The 15,751-nt window shown below is 71.1% G+C and carries 11 protein-coding genes; 3 read left to right on the top strand and 8 right to left on the bottom strand.

What is annotated here, in order from left to right:
* The first annotated feature begins 280 nt into the window (after positions 1 to 280).
* The gene (locus ACZ52R_RS06665) at positions 281 to 805 is read left to right on the top strand and encodes a hypothetical protein (RefSeq protein ID WP_465622910.1); all 525 of its coding nucleotides are present in this window, start codon (positions 281 to 283) and stop codon (positions 803 to 805) included.
* 209 nt (positions 806 to 1,014) lie between these two features.
* Positions 1,015 to 2,415 (top strand): MFS transporter, encoded by a 1,401-nt coding sequence (locus tag ACZ52R_RS06670; RefSeq protein ID WP_465622908.1) that lies wholly within the window; start codon positions 1,015 to 1,017, stop codon positions 2,413 to 2,415.
* 60 nt (positions 2,416 to 2,475) lie between these two features.
* On the opposite strand, the gene ACZ52R_RS06675 is transcribed toward ACZ52R_RS06670, so the two are convergent.
* Complete coding sequence (locus ACZ52R_RS06675) at positions 2,476 to 4,323, bottom strand: glycoside hydrolase family 15 protein (RefSeq protein WP_465622906.1); 1,848 nt, start codon at positions 4,321 to 4,323, stop codon at positions 2,476 to 2,478.
* Between the two features lie 762 nt (positions 4,324 to 5,085).
* Here ACZ52R_RS06675 and ACZ52R_RS06680 point away from each other — a divergent pair.
* Positions 5,086 to 6,729, top strand: a complete 1,644-nt coding sequence (locus ACZ52R_RS06680; RefSeq protein WP_465752934.1) for an alpha/beta fold hydrolase — start codon at positions 5,086 to 5,088, stop codon at positions 6,727 to 6,729.
* 220 nt (positions 6,730 to 6,949) lie between these two features.
* Here the strand turns inward: ACZ52R_RS06680 and ACZ52R_RS06685 are convergent, their stop codons facing one another.
* From ACZ52R_RS06685 to ACZ52R_RS06715, 7 genes are all read right to left on the bottom strand, one after another.
* Positions 6,950 to 8,323, bottom strand: coding sequence for a hypothetical protein (locus ACZ52R_RS06685; RefSeq protein ID WP_465752936.1), 1,374 nt, complete (start codon positions 8,321 to 8,323; stop codon positions 6,950 to 6,952).
* A 46-nt stretch (positions 8,324 to 8,369) separates the two neighbouring features.
* Complete coding sequence (locus ACZ52R_RS06690) at positions 8,370 to 10,223, bottom strand: non-ribosomal peptide synthetase (protein ID WP_465752938.1); 1,854 nt, start codon at positions 10,221 to 10,223, stop codon at positions 8,370 to 8,372.
* Positions 10,224 to 10,257: 34 nt separating this feature from the next.
* Positions 10,258 to 11,607, bottom strand: a complete 1,350-nt coding sequence (locus tag ACZ52R_RS06695; protein ID WP_465752941.1) for a condensation domain-containing protein — start codon at positions 11,605 to 11,607, stop codon at positions 10,258 to 10,260.
* A gap of 76 nt (positions 11,608 to 11,683) precedes the next feature.
* Positions 11,684 to 13,429: an acyl-CoA dehydrogenase family protein gene (locus ACZ52R_RS06700; protein ID WP_465752943.1), complete on the bottom strand. Its 1,746-nt coding sequence runs from the start codon at positions 13,427 to 13,429 to the stop codon at positions 11,684 to 11,686.
* An 8-nt stretch (positions 13,430 to 13,437) separates the two neighbouring features.
* Complete coding sequence (locus tag ACZ52R_RS06705; protein WP_465752945.1) at positions 13,438 to 14,232, bottom strand: thioesterase II family protein; 795 nt, start codon at positions 14,230 to 14,232, stop codon at positions 13,438 to 13,440.
* Positions 14,225 to 15,514 carry an MFS transporter gene (locus tag ACZ52R_RS06710; protein WP_465752947.1) on the bottom strand — a complete coding sequence of 430 codons (1,290 nt, stop codon included), beginning with the start codon at positions 15,512 to 15,514 and terminating at the stop codon, positions 14,225 to 14,227. Before ACZ52R_RS06710 ends, ACZ52R_RS06705 begins: the two co-directional genes overlap by 8 nt.
* The gene (locus ACZ52R_RS06715; protein ID WP_360508561.1) at positions 15,511 to 15,717 is read right to left on the bottom strand and encodes an MbtH family protein; all 207 of its coding nucleotides are present in this window, start codon (positions 15,715 to 15,717) and stop codon (positions 15,511 to 15,513) included. Before ACZ52R_RS06715 ends, ACZ52R_RS06710 begins: the two co-directional genes overlap by 4 nt.
* Positions 15,718 to 15,751: the final 34 nt, after the last annotated feature.

A 15,751-nucleotide genomic window follows, 5' to 3' on the forward strand; every position in this document is an offset into this window, starting at 1 on the left:
ATGATCCCGCTCGCGATCGTCTACGGCTCCGTGCCGGCCCACTTCGGGGGCAGTGACGTGGCTCAGCGCATCATCGACCGCTACGGCCTGACGGGCAGTGGGGCCGATACGGTCAGGCACATCTTCTCCTCGGTCACCGACACGAGTACCGGTGTGCTCGGGGGATCTCCCGGCTGCGCTCGGCCAGGAAGTCGAAGCAGCCCTGAGCCGTGTCGGCCGAACGGCAGCAGTGCCGGAGCCTCGGCTGGCGTCCCGCGAGCCCCGCTCGTACGTTGTGACGGTGAGTCGCACCAGCTCCCCGGCCGGTCCACCAGGTGGTGACGGCACGTCAGGAGCGCCACGCACCGACTTCGCCGGCGCCGTCTACGGGTCTCTGCTCGCCGCGTCCGTGATCGCCACGGCCGGCAGCGTCGGCGGCTATCCGCGGCTCCAGCTCGGACTGCTGCTGATCATCACCGGCATCGTGTTCTGGGCGGCGCACGTCTACGCGCGCGTCGCCGGCGAACGGCTGCCGGGACAGCCCTGGAGCAGGCCGCGGATCCGCCGCGTCGCCCGCCAGGAGTGGTCCATCGTCGAGGCGGCCGCGCTGCCCGCGCTGGCGGTGGCCGTCAGCCCGCTGCTCGGTCTCGACCTGGCGGGAACCGCCTGGTTCGCGCTCGGTGTGGCCGTGACGCAGCAGGTGGTCTGGGCGTGCCTGGGCGCGCACCGAGCGGGTGCCTCCGCCCGCCAGGTGATGGTGGAGTGCGTCGTCAACCTGGTCCTGGGACTGGTCATCGTCACCGCGAAGGCCGCCCTCGGGCACTGAGGCGGCCGATCCGGCGCGCGGTCCGCCGCGGCTGGTGCGCCACCGGCTCCTGGCCCCGCCGACAAGCCGCTGCTGCGCGCCTCAGGCCCTGTGGCGACGGGCTGTGCGACGGTCGGGGTGGCGGTTGCGTTCCGTCGGCGTCGGCCGCGTGCGGGCGAGGTCGAGTAGTTCCGCGGACCAGTGGATTCGGTGGATGGGAAGGTGGCGCTATGGCGGGGACGGCAGCAGCGGGGGCGCGGCGGGTGCTGGCCCCGTTGGCGTTGGCGCAGTTCATCTGCAGCTTCGCCGGCTCGAACATGAACGTGATGATCAACGACATCAGTGAGGACCTGGACACCACGGTGCAGGGTGTCCAGACGGCGATCACGATCTTTCTGCTGGTGATGGCCGCGCTGATGATTCCGGGCGGGAAGCTGACCGACAAGTGGGGGCGCAAGCGGTGCCTGCTGGCGGGGCTGGTGGTCTACGGGGTGGGGGCGGTGCTGAGTGCGGTGGCGCCGGGGCTGGGGTTGCTGATCCTCGGGAATTCGATCCTGGAGGGTGTGGGCACGGCGTTGCTGATCCCGCCGGTCTACATCCTGACGACGCTGCTGTTCACCGACACGGCGTCCCGGGCGCGTGCGTTCGGCGCGATCATGGCGATGGGCGGTATCGGGGCGGCCGCGGGCCCGTTGATCGGCGGTTTGATCACCAGTGCGATCAGTTGGCGGGCCGCGTTCGTGTTCCAGGCGCTGGTGATCGTGGTGATCGTGGTGCTCAGCCGCCACCTCGTCGATCCGCTGCCGCCGGACCCCGCCCGGCCCTTCGACACCGTGGGGGCGGTGCTGTCGGCGGCGGGTCTGGTGCTGCTGGTGACCGGCATCCTGGCGGTCGACAAGAACGGCTGGCTGGCGCTGGGCCTGCTGGCGGCCGGTGCGCTGGTGCTGGTCGGTTTCTTCGTCTGGGTGCGCGGCCGGGAGCGGGCCGGCCGGGAGCCGCTGCTGTCGACGGCGCTGTTCCGTAACCGCACCTCCAACCTGGGTCTGGTCACGCAGAACACGCAGTGGCTGATGCTGATGGGCGTCTCGTTCACCGTCGCCGCCTACCTGCAGGTCGTGCGCGGCTACGACGCGATCCAGACCGGCGTCATCTTCACCGCCGCCACTCTCGGCATTCTCGCCACCTCGCTGGCCGCCGAGAAGCTGGCGCGGCGCCGACCGCAGCGCACTCTGATCATGGCCGGGTTCGTCGTGACGATCGCCGGCATCGCCGTGCTGCTGGCCCTGGTGGCCTGGACGCCCGGCGCGTGGGCGTTCGCGCCCGGACTGCTGCTGATCGGCCTGGGCGTGGGGGTGATGCTCACCCCGTCGGTGAACGTCGTCCAGTCCTGCTTCCCCGAGTCGCAGCAGGGCGAGATCTCCGGCCTGTCGCGCAGCATCTCCAACCTCGGGTCCTCGCTCGGCACGGCCATCGCCGGCACGATCCTGGTGTCGGGGCTGACCAAGGGCGCGTACGCGGCGGCGATGGCCGCGCTCGCGGTCATCGGCCTGGGCGGCCTGGCCGCCGCCGCCCTGCTGCCGCGAGTCAGCCCGCCCGCCGCCGCCGGGGCAGACCGGGCCGCACCGCTGTAGCGCCGTGCGCCGGCCGGACGCCGCCGACCGCCCCGGGGACGTGCCGGCCGGCGTGTGCGGTCAGCGGGGCCGGCGCTCGGCCCGGTCGAGTTCCTCGTCCAGGGCGATCGCCGCGTCGATCAGGGCCAGATGGGTGAACGCCTGCGGAAAGTTGCCCAGCTGCTCGCCAGAGGGGCCGATCTCCTCGGCGAACAAGCCGACGTGGTTGGCGTAGGTGAGCATCTTGTCGAAGGCGTAGCGGGCCTGGTGGAGGCGTCCGGCCCGGGCGAGTGCCTCCACGTACAGGAAGCTGCAGAGGTTGAAGGTGCCCTCGGAGCCGCGCAGGCCGTCCGGGGAGGCGGCGGGGTCGTAGCGGTAGACCAGGCTGTCACTGACGAGTTCGCCGTCCATGGCGTCGAGCGTGGTCAGCCAGTCCGGGTCGGTGGGGGTGAGGAAGCCGACCTTCGGCATCAGGAGCAGGGACGCGTCGAGGACCTCGGTGTCGTAGTGCTGGACGAAGGCGCGTCGCTTCTCGCTCCAGCCGGAGTCGACGATCTGTCGGAACACCGTGTCGCGGGCGGCCTGCCAGCGGGCCACGTCGCCGGGGCGGGAGTGGGCGGTGGCGAGCCGGATCGCCCGGTCGAAGGCGACCCAGGTCATCAGCCGGCTGTAGGTGAAGTTCTGGCGGCCGCCGCGGGTCTCCCAGATGCCCTCGTCGGGGCGGTCCCAGTGGTCGACCAGCCAGTCGATGAGCCGGGTGAAGGCCTGCCAGCCGCGGATGCCGCCGATGTCCTCGGCCTGCGCGAGGGCGTAGGCGGCCTCGCCGTAGATGTCGAGTTGGATCTGGTCGGCGGCGGCGTTGCCGGCCCGCACCGGCGCGGAGCGGCGGTAGCCCTCCAGGTGGTCCAGTACCTCCTCGGTGAGGTGCGGTTCGCCGTCGACCCGGTACATGATCTGCAGCGGCTCGCCGGAGGCTGTGCCGCTGGCGTCCAGGCGCTCGCGCAGCCACCGGCGGAAGGCGTTCGCCTCCGCGGTGAAGCCCAGGTCGATCATGGCGCGCACCGACAGCGAGGCGTCGCGCACCCAGGTGTAGCGGTAGTCCCAGTTCCGTTCACCGCCGATCTGCTCCGGCAGGCCCATGGTGGCGGCGGCGATCGGGGCGCCGGTCGGGGCGTAGGTCAGCAGCTTGAGGGTGATGGCGGAGCGGGTCACCATCTCGTGCCAGCGGCCGCGGTAGCGCGACGATCGCAGCCAGTCCGTCCAGAACCCGGTGCACGCCTCGAACTCGGCGAGTACCGCCTCGGCGGTGGGGATCGCGCCGCCGGGTCGGCCGCTCAGCTCGCCGGGCTCGCCCGTCTCGCTGGTCAGCACCACGGCGGCACGCTCACCGGCGTGCAGCGTGAAGCGCGCGGAGACGTCCGTGCCGTCCGGGTGCAGCTCGATCTGCGCGGTGGTCTGCAGTTGCAGGTCCGTACCCGGGCCGCGGAAGAGCATCGACCCGTCGTCCAGGCGAGTCAGGTCGTGGGGCGCGCGGCCGTAGTCGAAGCGAGGCCGGCACAGCAGCTCGAACGGCATGCTGCCGCGCACCACCCGCGCCACCCGGACCAGCCGGTGTGTGGCCGACGGCGTCGGCGACGGGTCGGGCGGCATGAAGTCGAGTACCTCGCCGACGCCGCCCGGCGCCATGAAACGCGTGATCAGGACGGCGGTGTCCGGCAGGTACAACTGGCGGACGGTCGCCTCCTCGCTGACGTCGGCGTGAAGCCGGCAGTAGCCGCCGCGGTCGCTGTCGAGCAGCGAGGCGAACACGCTGGGGGAGTCGAACCGGGGGGTGCACCACCAGTCGACCGTGCCGTCGGCGGCGATCAGCGCCGCCGTCTGCAGGTCGCCGACGATGCCGTGGTCCCCGATCGGGGGGTAGTCGTTCACAGTGCCTCCTCGGTCCGCCCGCCGGCGGGGGACGCGCAGAACCCCTCGCGCCGCGGCACCGGCGCGGGGCCGCCGGTGGCCGCCTCCCGCGTCTGACGGCGGGGCACCAAGACCAAGCGCCGGACGATCTGCCCATCATCACCCCGTCGGGCGCCCCCAGCCACTCCAGGCCAAACGCCGGCGACCGCTCCACAGGCCGGCGGGGCCGCCGTGGTGAGCCGTACTGGTGATGAGAGACGACACCGCCTGAGCCCACCCAGTTTGCCCACCATCCACGGCTCGCCGTCGGCTCCACCAGCCGACGGTTCACCCCGCAGCACACCCTGGTCCCGTCCCGATCCGGGCCTTTCGAAGCGGGCATCGGTGCCTTTCGACCCACGGCTCTCCACGGCACGGAACGGCCGCTCACCGGCTGCGCACTCGGCGGGCGCGTGCACGACCCGATTGGTCCCTGCTGCGGTGCGGGGCACGAATCGACTTTGCAGTATGGCGTTCAACAACCCCCCCATGTGTGACGAGTCGAGCGGAGCCGACGCGTAGCCGCCGGCACCGCCTCGGAAGGACGACATGCCGATACGCAATCGCGGCACAGCTGCCGCAGCCGCCATGTTCCTGGCCGGTTTGACGGTGCTGAGCGCGGCTCCGGCCCACGGCGAGGGGGCAGCGAGGGAGGGTGCCTCCCCGCTCGTGAGCCGTCCGCAGTCCGGCCTGTCGCCGGGACGGCCAGCCGATGAGTCCGGGCCCGCAGACGCGATGGCCGGCATGCACACTGTCGCCTCCGGTAACACGTTGTGGGACATAGCCCTGCAGGCCCTCGGCGACGCCATGCGATGGGACAGCCTCTACGACCTCAACCGGCAGACCATCGAGCACGAGGCCCTGCGGCACGGATACCCCTCCAGCGACCGGGGCCACTGGATCTTCCCGGGCACCGTGCTCACTCTGCCTCAGCCCCCGATGGCGCGGACGCAGCCGTCGTCGCGGTTCGTGTCCGCTCCATGCCCGACCACTTACGGAGAGCTGAAGGACACCCGCTGCGGCTTCCTCGTCGTTCCGGAGAACCGGGTCCACCCGTCACCGCGCACCCTTCGCCTGGCCGTTGCGCTCGTCCGCTCGTCATCCCCGACGCCGCACCCCGATCCGATCGTGTTCTTCGCCGGCGGGCCCGGCGCGGACGCCCTGGGAGACATCTCGGGACTGACCGAGGCGGGGCTGAACCGCGACCGTGATCTGATCGTCTTGTCCCAGCGCGGGACGTACTCGTCCGAGCGGCCGCTGACGTGTCCGGAGATCGACCGGTTCTACGGGGAGCGCGTCCACCTCCTCTACGGCGCGCCCTCCACCGGAGACCGGTACGCCCAGGCGGCGGCCCGGTGCCGTGACCGCCTGACGGCCCAGGGGATCGATCTGGCTGCCTACAACACCAGCGAGAACGCTGCCGACGTGGCGGATCTGCGCAGGGTCCTGGGAATCCGGGAGTGGAACGTCCTCTCGCATTCCTACGGGACGCAACTGGCGCTGACCTACATGCGCATGTTCCCCGACGGCATCCGCTCCGTGACGGTCGACGGCGTCGTACCGCCGTCCGTGGCGACGCCTGGGTGGACGTGGAGCAGCCTGAGGGAGTCGGTCGACAACATCGTGAGCGCTTGCGCGGCGCAGCTCTCCTGCCGGCAGCGTTACCCGGACATCGGTGCCGCTTTACTGCGCATGGTGCGTCAGCTGGAGGCTGATCCGGTCACCACGCACGTGACGGTGCCGCAGGTCGGACGGGTGGAGGTGGTCCTCGACGGCGGGGCGCTGCTGAACTGGCTGGTGCGTGCCAGTCACGCTCCCGAGACCTTCGCGGTGGGCGTGGACGAGCTGGCCCACGGCCACCCCGAGCGCATCGCGGAGCAGTGGGCGGCCGCCTGGCTTCCCGGCTCTCAGGGGATGTTCGCTCACGGGTTGTCGCTGAGCGTGTGGTGCAGCGAGTGGGTTCCGTTCGAGACCCCCGAGGAGCAGCTCGCCAAGGGTCAGGAGGCCTTTGCCGAGCTCCCCCGCTCGGTCCTGGCCCAGGCACCCCAGCTGCCGTTCCTGCGCCAGGCATGTCGGGCCTGGAACGTCCCGAAGGCACCCGACGCCGTGCGCGAGGTCACTCGGAGCAGCATCCCCACGCTTGCCATCTCCGGGAGTTTCGACGCGCAGACCGGGGCGCAGTGGGGGCGCTACGTGGCCCGGACGCTCTCCCGCTCCACGGTGGTGACGCTGGCCGGTGTCGCCCACGGGACGTACGACACCCCGTGCGGGGCGAAGGTGATCACCTCCTTCTTCGACGACCCCGAGCATCCCGACACCCGCTGCGTGAGTTCGGTGGAACCGGCGCCGTTCGTCGTCGGCAGTGAGGGAGCCGGTACCGGTGAATGAGGATCTGCCATCGGCCGGTTCCGGCACCGTGCGCTCTGCTGTGTCGCCTGGACGTCCAGAGCCCCCGCAGTGGTCCGCCGCGGACTGGCCCACGGCAACCAGCGCTCCGAATGGGACGCCGGCTGCCGCTTCGGCTTCGAGAACCCCGAACACCGCTGAACCGGCATCCGTTCCTTTCGAACGGTGTTGCGCACCTCGGCGACTTCATCACCAGAGTCGGTTACTCGTCGGTCCGCTTGCGGGGTGGCAGCTCGTACAGTCCGGTGCCGCCGTGTGCTCCGTTGGTGATGTTGACCACGCCGACATTGGCTTCCAGGCGGGTGCCGCGGGCCATGATGCCGGCGAAGCCGCGCGCCATGGTGAACACGCCCCAGACCGTCAGCCATGGCTGCAACCGGCCGTTTTCGTCCGGGAACAGTTCGGTGACCGGGCGGATCCGGCGCTGAAGTATGTAGGGCTTGCCGAGCGCGGCGTCGAGGTGCGCGGCCCAGCTCTTCTCGGTGACGTCCCCGCCGAGGAGCACACCGCTGCCACCGTGCAGGACCGTCGGTTTGAGTACGAGGTCGTGTCGGTTGGCCCGGGCGTAGTCGAGTAGTTCCACCATCTGTCCGCTCTCCAGCGTCACTGTGCCGGGCCGGACGGTTCGGGTCCATGGCAGGATGCGGTCGAACGCCGCCAGCTCCTCGGTGCTGAACAGGTGCCGGTTGTTTTCGTCCGAGAGCATCGCCAGTGTGGTCTTGCTGGCGTAGAGCTCTGCGTCCAGCGGGACGAACAGCTTCACCTGGTCGGCCGCGGCGGCGCGGACGACCTGGTCCATCAGCGCTGGGGCTTCGGGGGATTCGAGCAGGTCTTCGGCGAGGAAGATCCGGTGGATGATGTCGACGGCCCGGTCGCCGAGCCAGACCCGGCCGTCGCGGTAGTCGAGCTGGCCGATGTGGCAGGGGTGTGCGTCTGCGCCCAGCGCCTGAAGATGGGCGCAGAACTCCCTCAGGAAGGCGGCCCAGCCGCTCAGGTAGCTGCTCGGCCAGTCGGCGACCGCGATGACCGGCCGGGATTGTGGGTCGAACCCGGTGGCGGCGTACATGGTGTGCAGCAGTTCCCTGGCGGTGTCGGCGAAGCCAAGGCCGTGCCGGGCGGCGAAGTCGGCGAGGAGCGGGTGTTCCAGCAGGGCCTGGGCCATCACGCCGTTGCCCATGCCGCCGAGCGAGCTGGTCATGTTGACTTCCACGACCTTGAATCCGCTTTCGTCGACGCACAGATCCGTACGGGCCATGCGGGTCGCGCCGGCGCCCCGGCTGCGCAGGATCACCTCGATCTGGGTCTCGGTCATGCCGACGGCCCGGGCGAACGCGCCGAGATCGCCGTCGAAGAGCCTGTCGGGCAGGCTGAACAGCGCGGTGTGGAGCGTTTCCAGATCTTCCATCAGCTGCTCCTGCTCTTCGTGGCCGAGGAAGAGCGGGCGGGGCAGAAAGCGGTTCTCGTAGTCGATGGTGAGCAGGGTGTCGTGCTGCGCACGACCGAGCAGTTCGGCTGCGGTGGCTGTGCTTTCGCTCAGTTCGGCCAGATACTGCTTGGTCAGGGTGGGGCGGTCCACGGAAAGTCCTCTCAGGAGGGCGGGTGGGCGGTGGTGGCGGGAGTGTTCAGCTGCGCGCCGACGCCGCGCGGCGGGTGTCGACCAGGGCAGCCAGGGCTGCCAGGTCGGGCTGGCGCATGACCTCTGCGGCCTTGACCCGGATCGGGTAGGTGCTTTCGATCAGCGCGATCAAGCGCGCGACGGCCAGCGAAGTCCCGCCCGATTCGGCGAAGTTGTCGGCGGGCGTGAGGTCGGGCTGGTCGAGCAGCCGGCGGCAGGCCACGAGGAGGAACGCTTCGGTGTCTTCTGCCTGCGGGGTCTCCCGGGTCGGCGCCGCCCCGGGTGCGGTGGACGCCGCGGCGGCGGCCTGCCGGGTGAGCAGTGCGCGGTCGACTTTGCCGTTGGCGTTCAGCGGGAAGGAGTCGACGAAGCGGACCCTGGCGGGCACCGCTTGCTTCAGTACCCGGGCGCGGGCGGCGGCCAGCACAGCGTCTTCGTCGGCCTGCGCCCCTTCGGCGAGCAGGAGGAAGGCGGCCAGCCGTAGACCGCCGCCGGTGCCCTGGTACGGGACCACGACGGCGTGCCGGACCGAGTGGTGGGTCTCCAGGGCGGCCTCGACCTCGGCCGGTTCGATCCGCGCGCCGCTGATCTTCACCTGGTCGTCCATGCGGCCGAGGAATTCCAGCGGTCCGTCGGCGCGCATCAGCGCCTTGTCGCCGGTCCGGTAGACGCGGTCCACGTATGGTTGACCTGCGGGGGCCGGTACGAAGCGTTCGGCGGTCCGCTGCGGGTCCACGTAGCCGAGCGCCAGGCCCGTACCGCCGATCCGGATCTCTCCGGCACGTCCTCTGGGCAGGATCCGGCCGTCCTCGTCGGTGATGAAGACGGTGTAGCCGGTCAGCGGCTGTCCGATCGGCACGATGGCGGTCGGGTCGTCGCTTCGGGGCCGCAGGCGGTGGGTGGTGGTGAGCACGGTGGCCTCGGCGGGACCGTACACGTTGTGCACGACCGCCGCGCACTGCGCGGGCGGCCGCACCCGCATCCGGTCGCCGCCCACCAGGATGTGGCGCATGGCCAGGTCGACGGGCCAGGGCTGGGTGAAGGCGAGTTCGGCGAGCGGGGTCGGCAGCAGGCAGTGGGTGAGGCCCGACTCCTGCCACCACTGGAACAGTTCGGCCGTCGAGCCGCGGGCGTCCTCGGGCGCGACGTGCAAGGTGGCGCCCGACGACAGTGCCTCCCACAACTCCTTGAGGTGCGCGTCGAAGGTGGTGCCGACGAAGAGACCCACCCGGGACTCGGGGCCGATCTCGAGCCGGTCGCAGGTCCAGCGGACCAGGTTGGCTATCGCCCCCTGCGACAGCAGTGCGATTTTGGGTTTGCCGGTACTGCCCGAGGTGGTGACGGCGCAGAAGGCGTCGCTGGGCGCACCGTTCGCCCGTCCGGCGCGCTGAGCGACCACGAGCCCGTCCACCGCGTCGGCCGGCGCAACGGTCCAGCCGGGTAGCGGGGTTGACGTGCCGTCGGTGAGCAGGCAGCTGATGCCGGCGTCCTCGGTGATCGATTCCACCCGCGCGGCCCCCGGCTGCGCGCCGAGGGAGAGGTAGACCGCGCCGATCCTGGCCAACGCGACCGCCGCGGCCACCAGCAGCGCGGAGCGTTCCAGGCAGACTCCCACCAACTCGCCGCGGGTGACTCGGCCGCCGAGGGCCTGCATGATCCGGGCGGAGGCTCGGTCGAGCTCGCGGTAGTTCCAGGTGATGGTGTTGTCCACGACTGCCGGGGCGTCGGGCTGCTTGGCCAGCCAGCTGTCGAACCACTCGAGTGGTCCCGCCCCCGGCGCGGGAGCGGGCGCGGGCTCACCTCCCCAGGCGATGCTGGGCAGCTGGTGGCCGGTCGGTTCGCGGGAGGTCACGGAGGTCATCTCGTCTCCTCGGGGCATGGTTCGGGGGGTGGGGTCAGCCGTTGGCTGCTGCGGTGAGTGCTGCGAGGCCGGTCGCGGTGTCGGCGAGGTAGGCCTCCAGCAGTGCGGTGAACTGCCGCTGCAGTTCGGCGATCCGGGCGCTGTCGTACAGGTCGGTGGCGAAGTCCCAGATCAGCAGCATGCCGCCGGGGCCCGAGCGGGCGTTGACGGTCCGGCGGGAGTCGGGGATCAGTACCACGTCGAGGGCGAAACGGGAGGTGCCGGTGTTGAATGCCTCGTGGATGGACACCTCGAGGTTCAGCCCCTCGACGTGCGGGATCGGCGCGTCGTGCGCGCTGAACATGACGTGGAAGAGTGGGTTGTCCAGGCCGGTGCCGGAGTGTTCTCCGAGTTCGTGGGTCAGGTCCTGGACGGGGACGCCCTGGTGCGGCAGCGAGCGGACCAGGACCTCGGTGACCTCGTCGACCGCGTTCAGCGCACTGCCGTCGGGCTGGAGGCGGATGCGCAGTGGGATGGTGTTGACGAACATCCCGACGCTCTCCTGGAAGCCGGGCGGGCGGTTGCCCACCGCGCTGCCGATCACCAGGTCGGACCGGCCGCTCTGTCGGCGTAGTAGCTCCGCGAAGAGGGTGAGCAGAACCGAGAACGGGGTGTGCCCGTGGCGGCGGGCGGCTGTCCGTAGGCGCTCGGCCAGCTCGGGCTCCAGCAGCTGGCGCAGTTGGTCGCCGTGCGGGATGTCGCGGACCCGTCCCGGGTCCAGGCCGGGCAGCGGCAGGTCGAAGGGGGCGCCGTCCAGGGCGCCCCGCCAGTACGCCACGGCGTCGTCGTGGTGGCCCGGTTGTTCCTCGGCGGCCACCGACTGGCGGACGTGTTCGAGGTAGGAGCGGGGCGCGGGCAGGTCGGCCGGGATGCCCTGGGCCAGCGCCCGGTAGGTGGTGAACAGGTCGCGCAGGACCAGGCCGAAGGACCAGCCGTCGTGCACCAGGTGGTGCTCGGTGTGAAGCAGCCGGTGGTGCTCCTCGGCGAGCCTGATCAGGGTCCACCGCACCATGGGCGCCTCGGCGGTGTCGAAGGGCTCGTCGTGCTGCTCGCGCCACAGGTCCTCGAAGGCTGCCTCGTGGTCCTCGCGACCGGTCAGGTCCACGGTGCGGTAGCGCGGTGCGCAGGTGTCGTTCACCCGCTGCTTCGGTGGAAAGTCCTCGGGATCGAGTTCGAGGCGGAACGCGTCGTGGCGGGCGAGCACGGTCGCCAGGCTCTGCCGCAGGGCCGGCTCGTCCAGCGGGCCGCGCAGGTCGAGGGAGGCGGTGAAGTTGTAGGCGCGGCTCTCGGGGAAGAGTTCCTCGTGCAGCCAGACGATCTCCTGGGAACGGGAGAGGTTGAACATCGCTGCGGCCCTTTCCGGGTCGGTGGTCGTTCGGTGTGCGGGGCTGGTGGCCGGGGCGGCCTCGGATACCACCGGCTCAGCGGGCGGGTGGGGTGGCGGTGACGGTGTCGCGGAGCAGGAACTCCAGGCCGTCGCCGTGAAGCCACTGCGCGCAGGTGCCGGCGTGGTCCGGTCCGTCGGTGTCGGCCAGGCGCCGCTGGGCGTCCGCCATACGGTGGCGTGCTTCGGCGCAGAACACGTCGGCGAGGTCCTGGGCCGGCCCGGTGCCCTCGCAGTGCAGTCGGGCGGCATTGGCCAGCACTGCGGACATGCTGAACAGCTCGGCGGAGAGCTGGTTGAGCAGGATCAGCAGGCGCTCCTTGGCGAACAGCTCCTCGGGGTCGGGGTGTCGGTCCACCAGGTCGCGGCTGAGGCGGGCGAACTGCACGGCTTGTTCGGCCACGAAGCGAAGGTGGTCCCGGTTGCGCGGGGACAGGCAGGCGTCCGCTGCGGTGAGGTCGGTCGCGGCCTCGGCGATGGCCTGCGGCTTTGGGTAGTGGCGCGAGAGCAGGTGCCGGGCCGCCCAGTGGTCCACGAGGAAGTCCACCCCGCCGGCCACCCGCAGGGCACGTGCGTCGCGGAAGAACCGCTCCACCGGCAGCGGCTGAGCGCCGCGCCGGGCCTTGCTCGTTGCCGTCTCGAAGCCCTCGGCGGCCAGCAGGGACAGGGTGCGGTCGACGATGCGCCAGCTGGTCATCGAGTTGATGTTCTTGGCCACCGTCTGCTCCGGGTCCAGGTCGATCCCCGGGTGGCGTTCCTCGGCCAGCAGGCACCACTCCACCACGCTCTCCATGGCGAAGGTCTCGGCGAGGTTGGCAGCGATGATGCGCTGGATCTCGTCGTACTGCTCCAGCCCGAGCCCGCCGACCGAACGCCGCCGGACGAACTCCCGGGACCAGTGCAGGCAGAGCCGGCCGATCGCCAGGGCGGGCGCCGAGATGGGGTACATCCGGCCTCGGACGCTGATGGTGTGCAGTTCGGGGGCCAGACGCCACTCGTCCTCGGCGGTCAGGCCGTCGAGGGTGAAGACCCGGCTGTGCGGGACGAAGACCCGGTCGAAGGTGAGGGCTGCGTTGGGCAGACCCTTGAGACCCAGGTACTCGTGCCAGGACCTGACCGTGAAGCCGGGGTCGGTGGTGTCGACGAAGAACAGCCGGATGTACTCCCGGTTCTTGTCGTGCACGGTGGCCGAGACCCTCAGCAGGCCCGCGATCGGGCCGTTCTGGATGAACACCTTCTCGCCGCTGATCCGGAATCCGGTGCCGTCCTCGGTTGGCACCGCGGTGGTGGACCGGGTCCGGTTGATCGCACCGGTGGGCTCGGTGTCGGCGTCGCCGGAGATCGCGCCCGCTGCGAGCAGCCGTTCGAGTTCGGACTTCAGCTCGCCGTCGGTCAGGATCGGCAGGTAGGCGCCGGCGCCCAGTCCGAGGTGGACGGACATGGCGTAGCAGGCGGTCACCGACCAACTGGCGGCGGCCTGGATCATCCGGAAGGCGTTGTGGGCGGACAGGCCCAGACCGCCGCGCTCGAGCGGGTCCTGAAGCTTGAAGTAGCCGCGGGCGGCGCAGGCTTCGTGGAAGCCGTCGGGCAGCTTCGCGGTGCGGTCCACCTCGGTCGGGTCGACGGTCTCTTGGAGGAAGCGCATCAGCCCGGCGACGGCGGCGTCGCCGCGGGCGCGGTCCTCGTCGGACGGGGCAGGGAAGGGGCTGATCAGGTCCCAGCGCACGTGCCCCAGGTGGAGCTCGGCGAGGAAGCCGGCCGGGGTGATGGTGTCGTGAGTCATGTCTGCCTTCACAGGTTGGGGGAGAGCGAGTCGACAGGCGACCCGGCGTGCCGGCGGTCGGTGAGTGCGGCCTGGATCAGTGCGAGCAGGGCGGCGCGGTGCTCACGGAGGTAGAAGTGGCCGCCTGGCAGCAGGTTCAGGGCGAACGGTCCGCGGCCGTGGCCCTGCCATTGGGTGAGTTCCTCGGCAGAGAGCCGGTCCTCGGTGCCGCCGAAGACGTGCAGCGGCAGGTCAAGGGGCTCGCCGGGGGTGTGGCGGTAGCTGTCGACCAGTTCGAAGTCGCAGCGGTGCGAGGCCATCATGATCGCGAGTAGGTCCGGGTCCTCGGCCACCTCGTCGGGGAGTGAGCCGTACTGTCCCTGGACGGCGCTGAACAGCTCCCGATCGCCGAGGTGGTGGATCGGCGGCAGTCCGCGGGGCCGGTGCGGGGCCGGGCAGGCGGACAGCAACAGGCGTTCGGGGCCGGGCAGGCCTTGCTCGCGCAGGGCGCGCGCGGTCTCGTAGGCCAGCAGGGCGCCGAGGCTGTGTCCGAAGAAGGCGAACGGTGCGCGGAATGAGGCCTGTTCCACCAGATCGTGAACCAGCGGGCCGACCCGGGTGTACTGCGGGTCGTCGAGCCGCGAGCCGCGGCCGGGCAGTTGCACGCCCCACACCTCGATGCCGGGCACATCGTCGCCCCAGCGGACGTACTCGGCGGCCGTGCCGCCGCTGTGGGCGAAGCAGTACAGCCGAATCGCGGCGTCGGGGCGCTTGCGGCGGTTGACCAGCCAGCGTGGGACGGTGTGCCCCGCAACGTCAGGCATGAAGGGTCTCCTGGCTCATCGGTTGGGCGGTCGGTGCGGCGTCGGGCATGGCCCGCAGTGAGTGCACGGCGGAGAACAGCAGCGGCAGCCCGGCGAGGACGCTGCCCGCACCGGCGAGCCAGAGGACGCCGCGCAGTCCGAGCGGGCCGACCAGCGCGCCCCCGAGGAACGTCCCGACGGGGATGACGCCCCAGACCACGAACCGCAGCGTCGCCGTCATGCGCCCGCGCATCGGGGCGGGGGTGACGGATTGCCGCAAGCTGATCTGGTTGATGTTGAAGACGGAGGCGCACAGCCCGGCCAGGGCCATCGCGACCGCCAGGACGGGCATCGCGGTGCCAGGGGTGGCCAGCGGCAGCAGCAGGATGGTGCCGCCCAGCCCGAAGGTGGCCCAGGTGAGCGACGGCCCGACGCCGAGGCGCCGCACCACCCGGCCGTTGGCGAGCGAGCCGAGCAGCACGCCTGCGTTCGCGATCGCGAGCGTGGTGCCCAGCCCGGCCGGTGAGAGCCGCAGGTCACGGACCGCGTAGAGCACCAGGATCGCCTGGACCATTCCGAACAGGCCGAAGAGGTTGGTGATCCCCGCACTCAACGCGATCGGGCGCAGCAGCCGATGCCGGAACACGTACCCGAGGCCGTCCTTGACCTCCGCGACCAGTCCCGGCCGGACCGCATCGCGGATCGGGCGCTCCTCCACCCGGACCAACAGGAGCAGGGCCGCCGACCCGGCGTAACTGAGCGCGTCGGCGAGCACGGCGAGTGGCGCGGTCAGCAGCTGGACCAGGAATCCGCCGGCGCTGGGGCCGGCCAGCTCGCCGGAGGTCTGGGACAGCTGCAGTTTGGTGTTGGCCTCGACGAGCTGCTCCTCGCCGACCAGGGTCGGCAGGAACGACTGTGCTGCCAGGTCGAAGAAGACCGTCATGACCCCGACCGCGAAGGCGACCGGATACAGCAGCCACAGATTCAGAACCCCGCAGAGCGCGGCCGCCGGCACGGTCAGCAGGACCGCGCAGCGGACCAGGTCTGCTGCGATCATGACGGGCCGTCGGCGCGTCCGGTCCACCCATGCCCCGGCCGGCAGGCCGACCAGCAGGAACGGCAGGTACTGCACGGCGGCCAGCAGTCCCACCTGGAACGGGGTGGCTTTCAGCACCGTCACGGCCGCGAGGGGCAGCGCGAGTTCGGAGATCTGGGCGCCGAGCACGCTGACCGTCTGGGCGGCCCACAGCCGTCGGAAGCCCTGGTGGCGCAGCAGTCCCGGCGAGGGTGCCGGTCGCGTCATCGGGCGGCCGGCCGTTCACGTATGCTCCTCGGCCGAAGGTCACTCCACAGGCCGTCGATCAGGGTGAGGCAGTCCGCTTTGCTGCCCCGTCCGCCCGTTCGCTCCCACCCGGCGGGTAGCGCCCGGCCGGCCGGCCAGATGGAGTACTGGTCCTCGGTGTTGCGGACCACCTCGTAGGTCCGGTCGTCGTTGTCCTCGAACATGGCTGTCCTTTGGGTCGGTGTGTCGCGTGACGGT

It is taken from the genome of Kitasatospora sp. NPDC034023 (genome assembly GCF_055575795.1).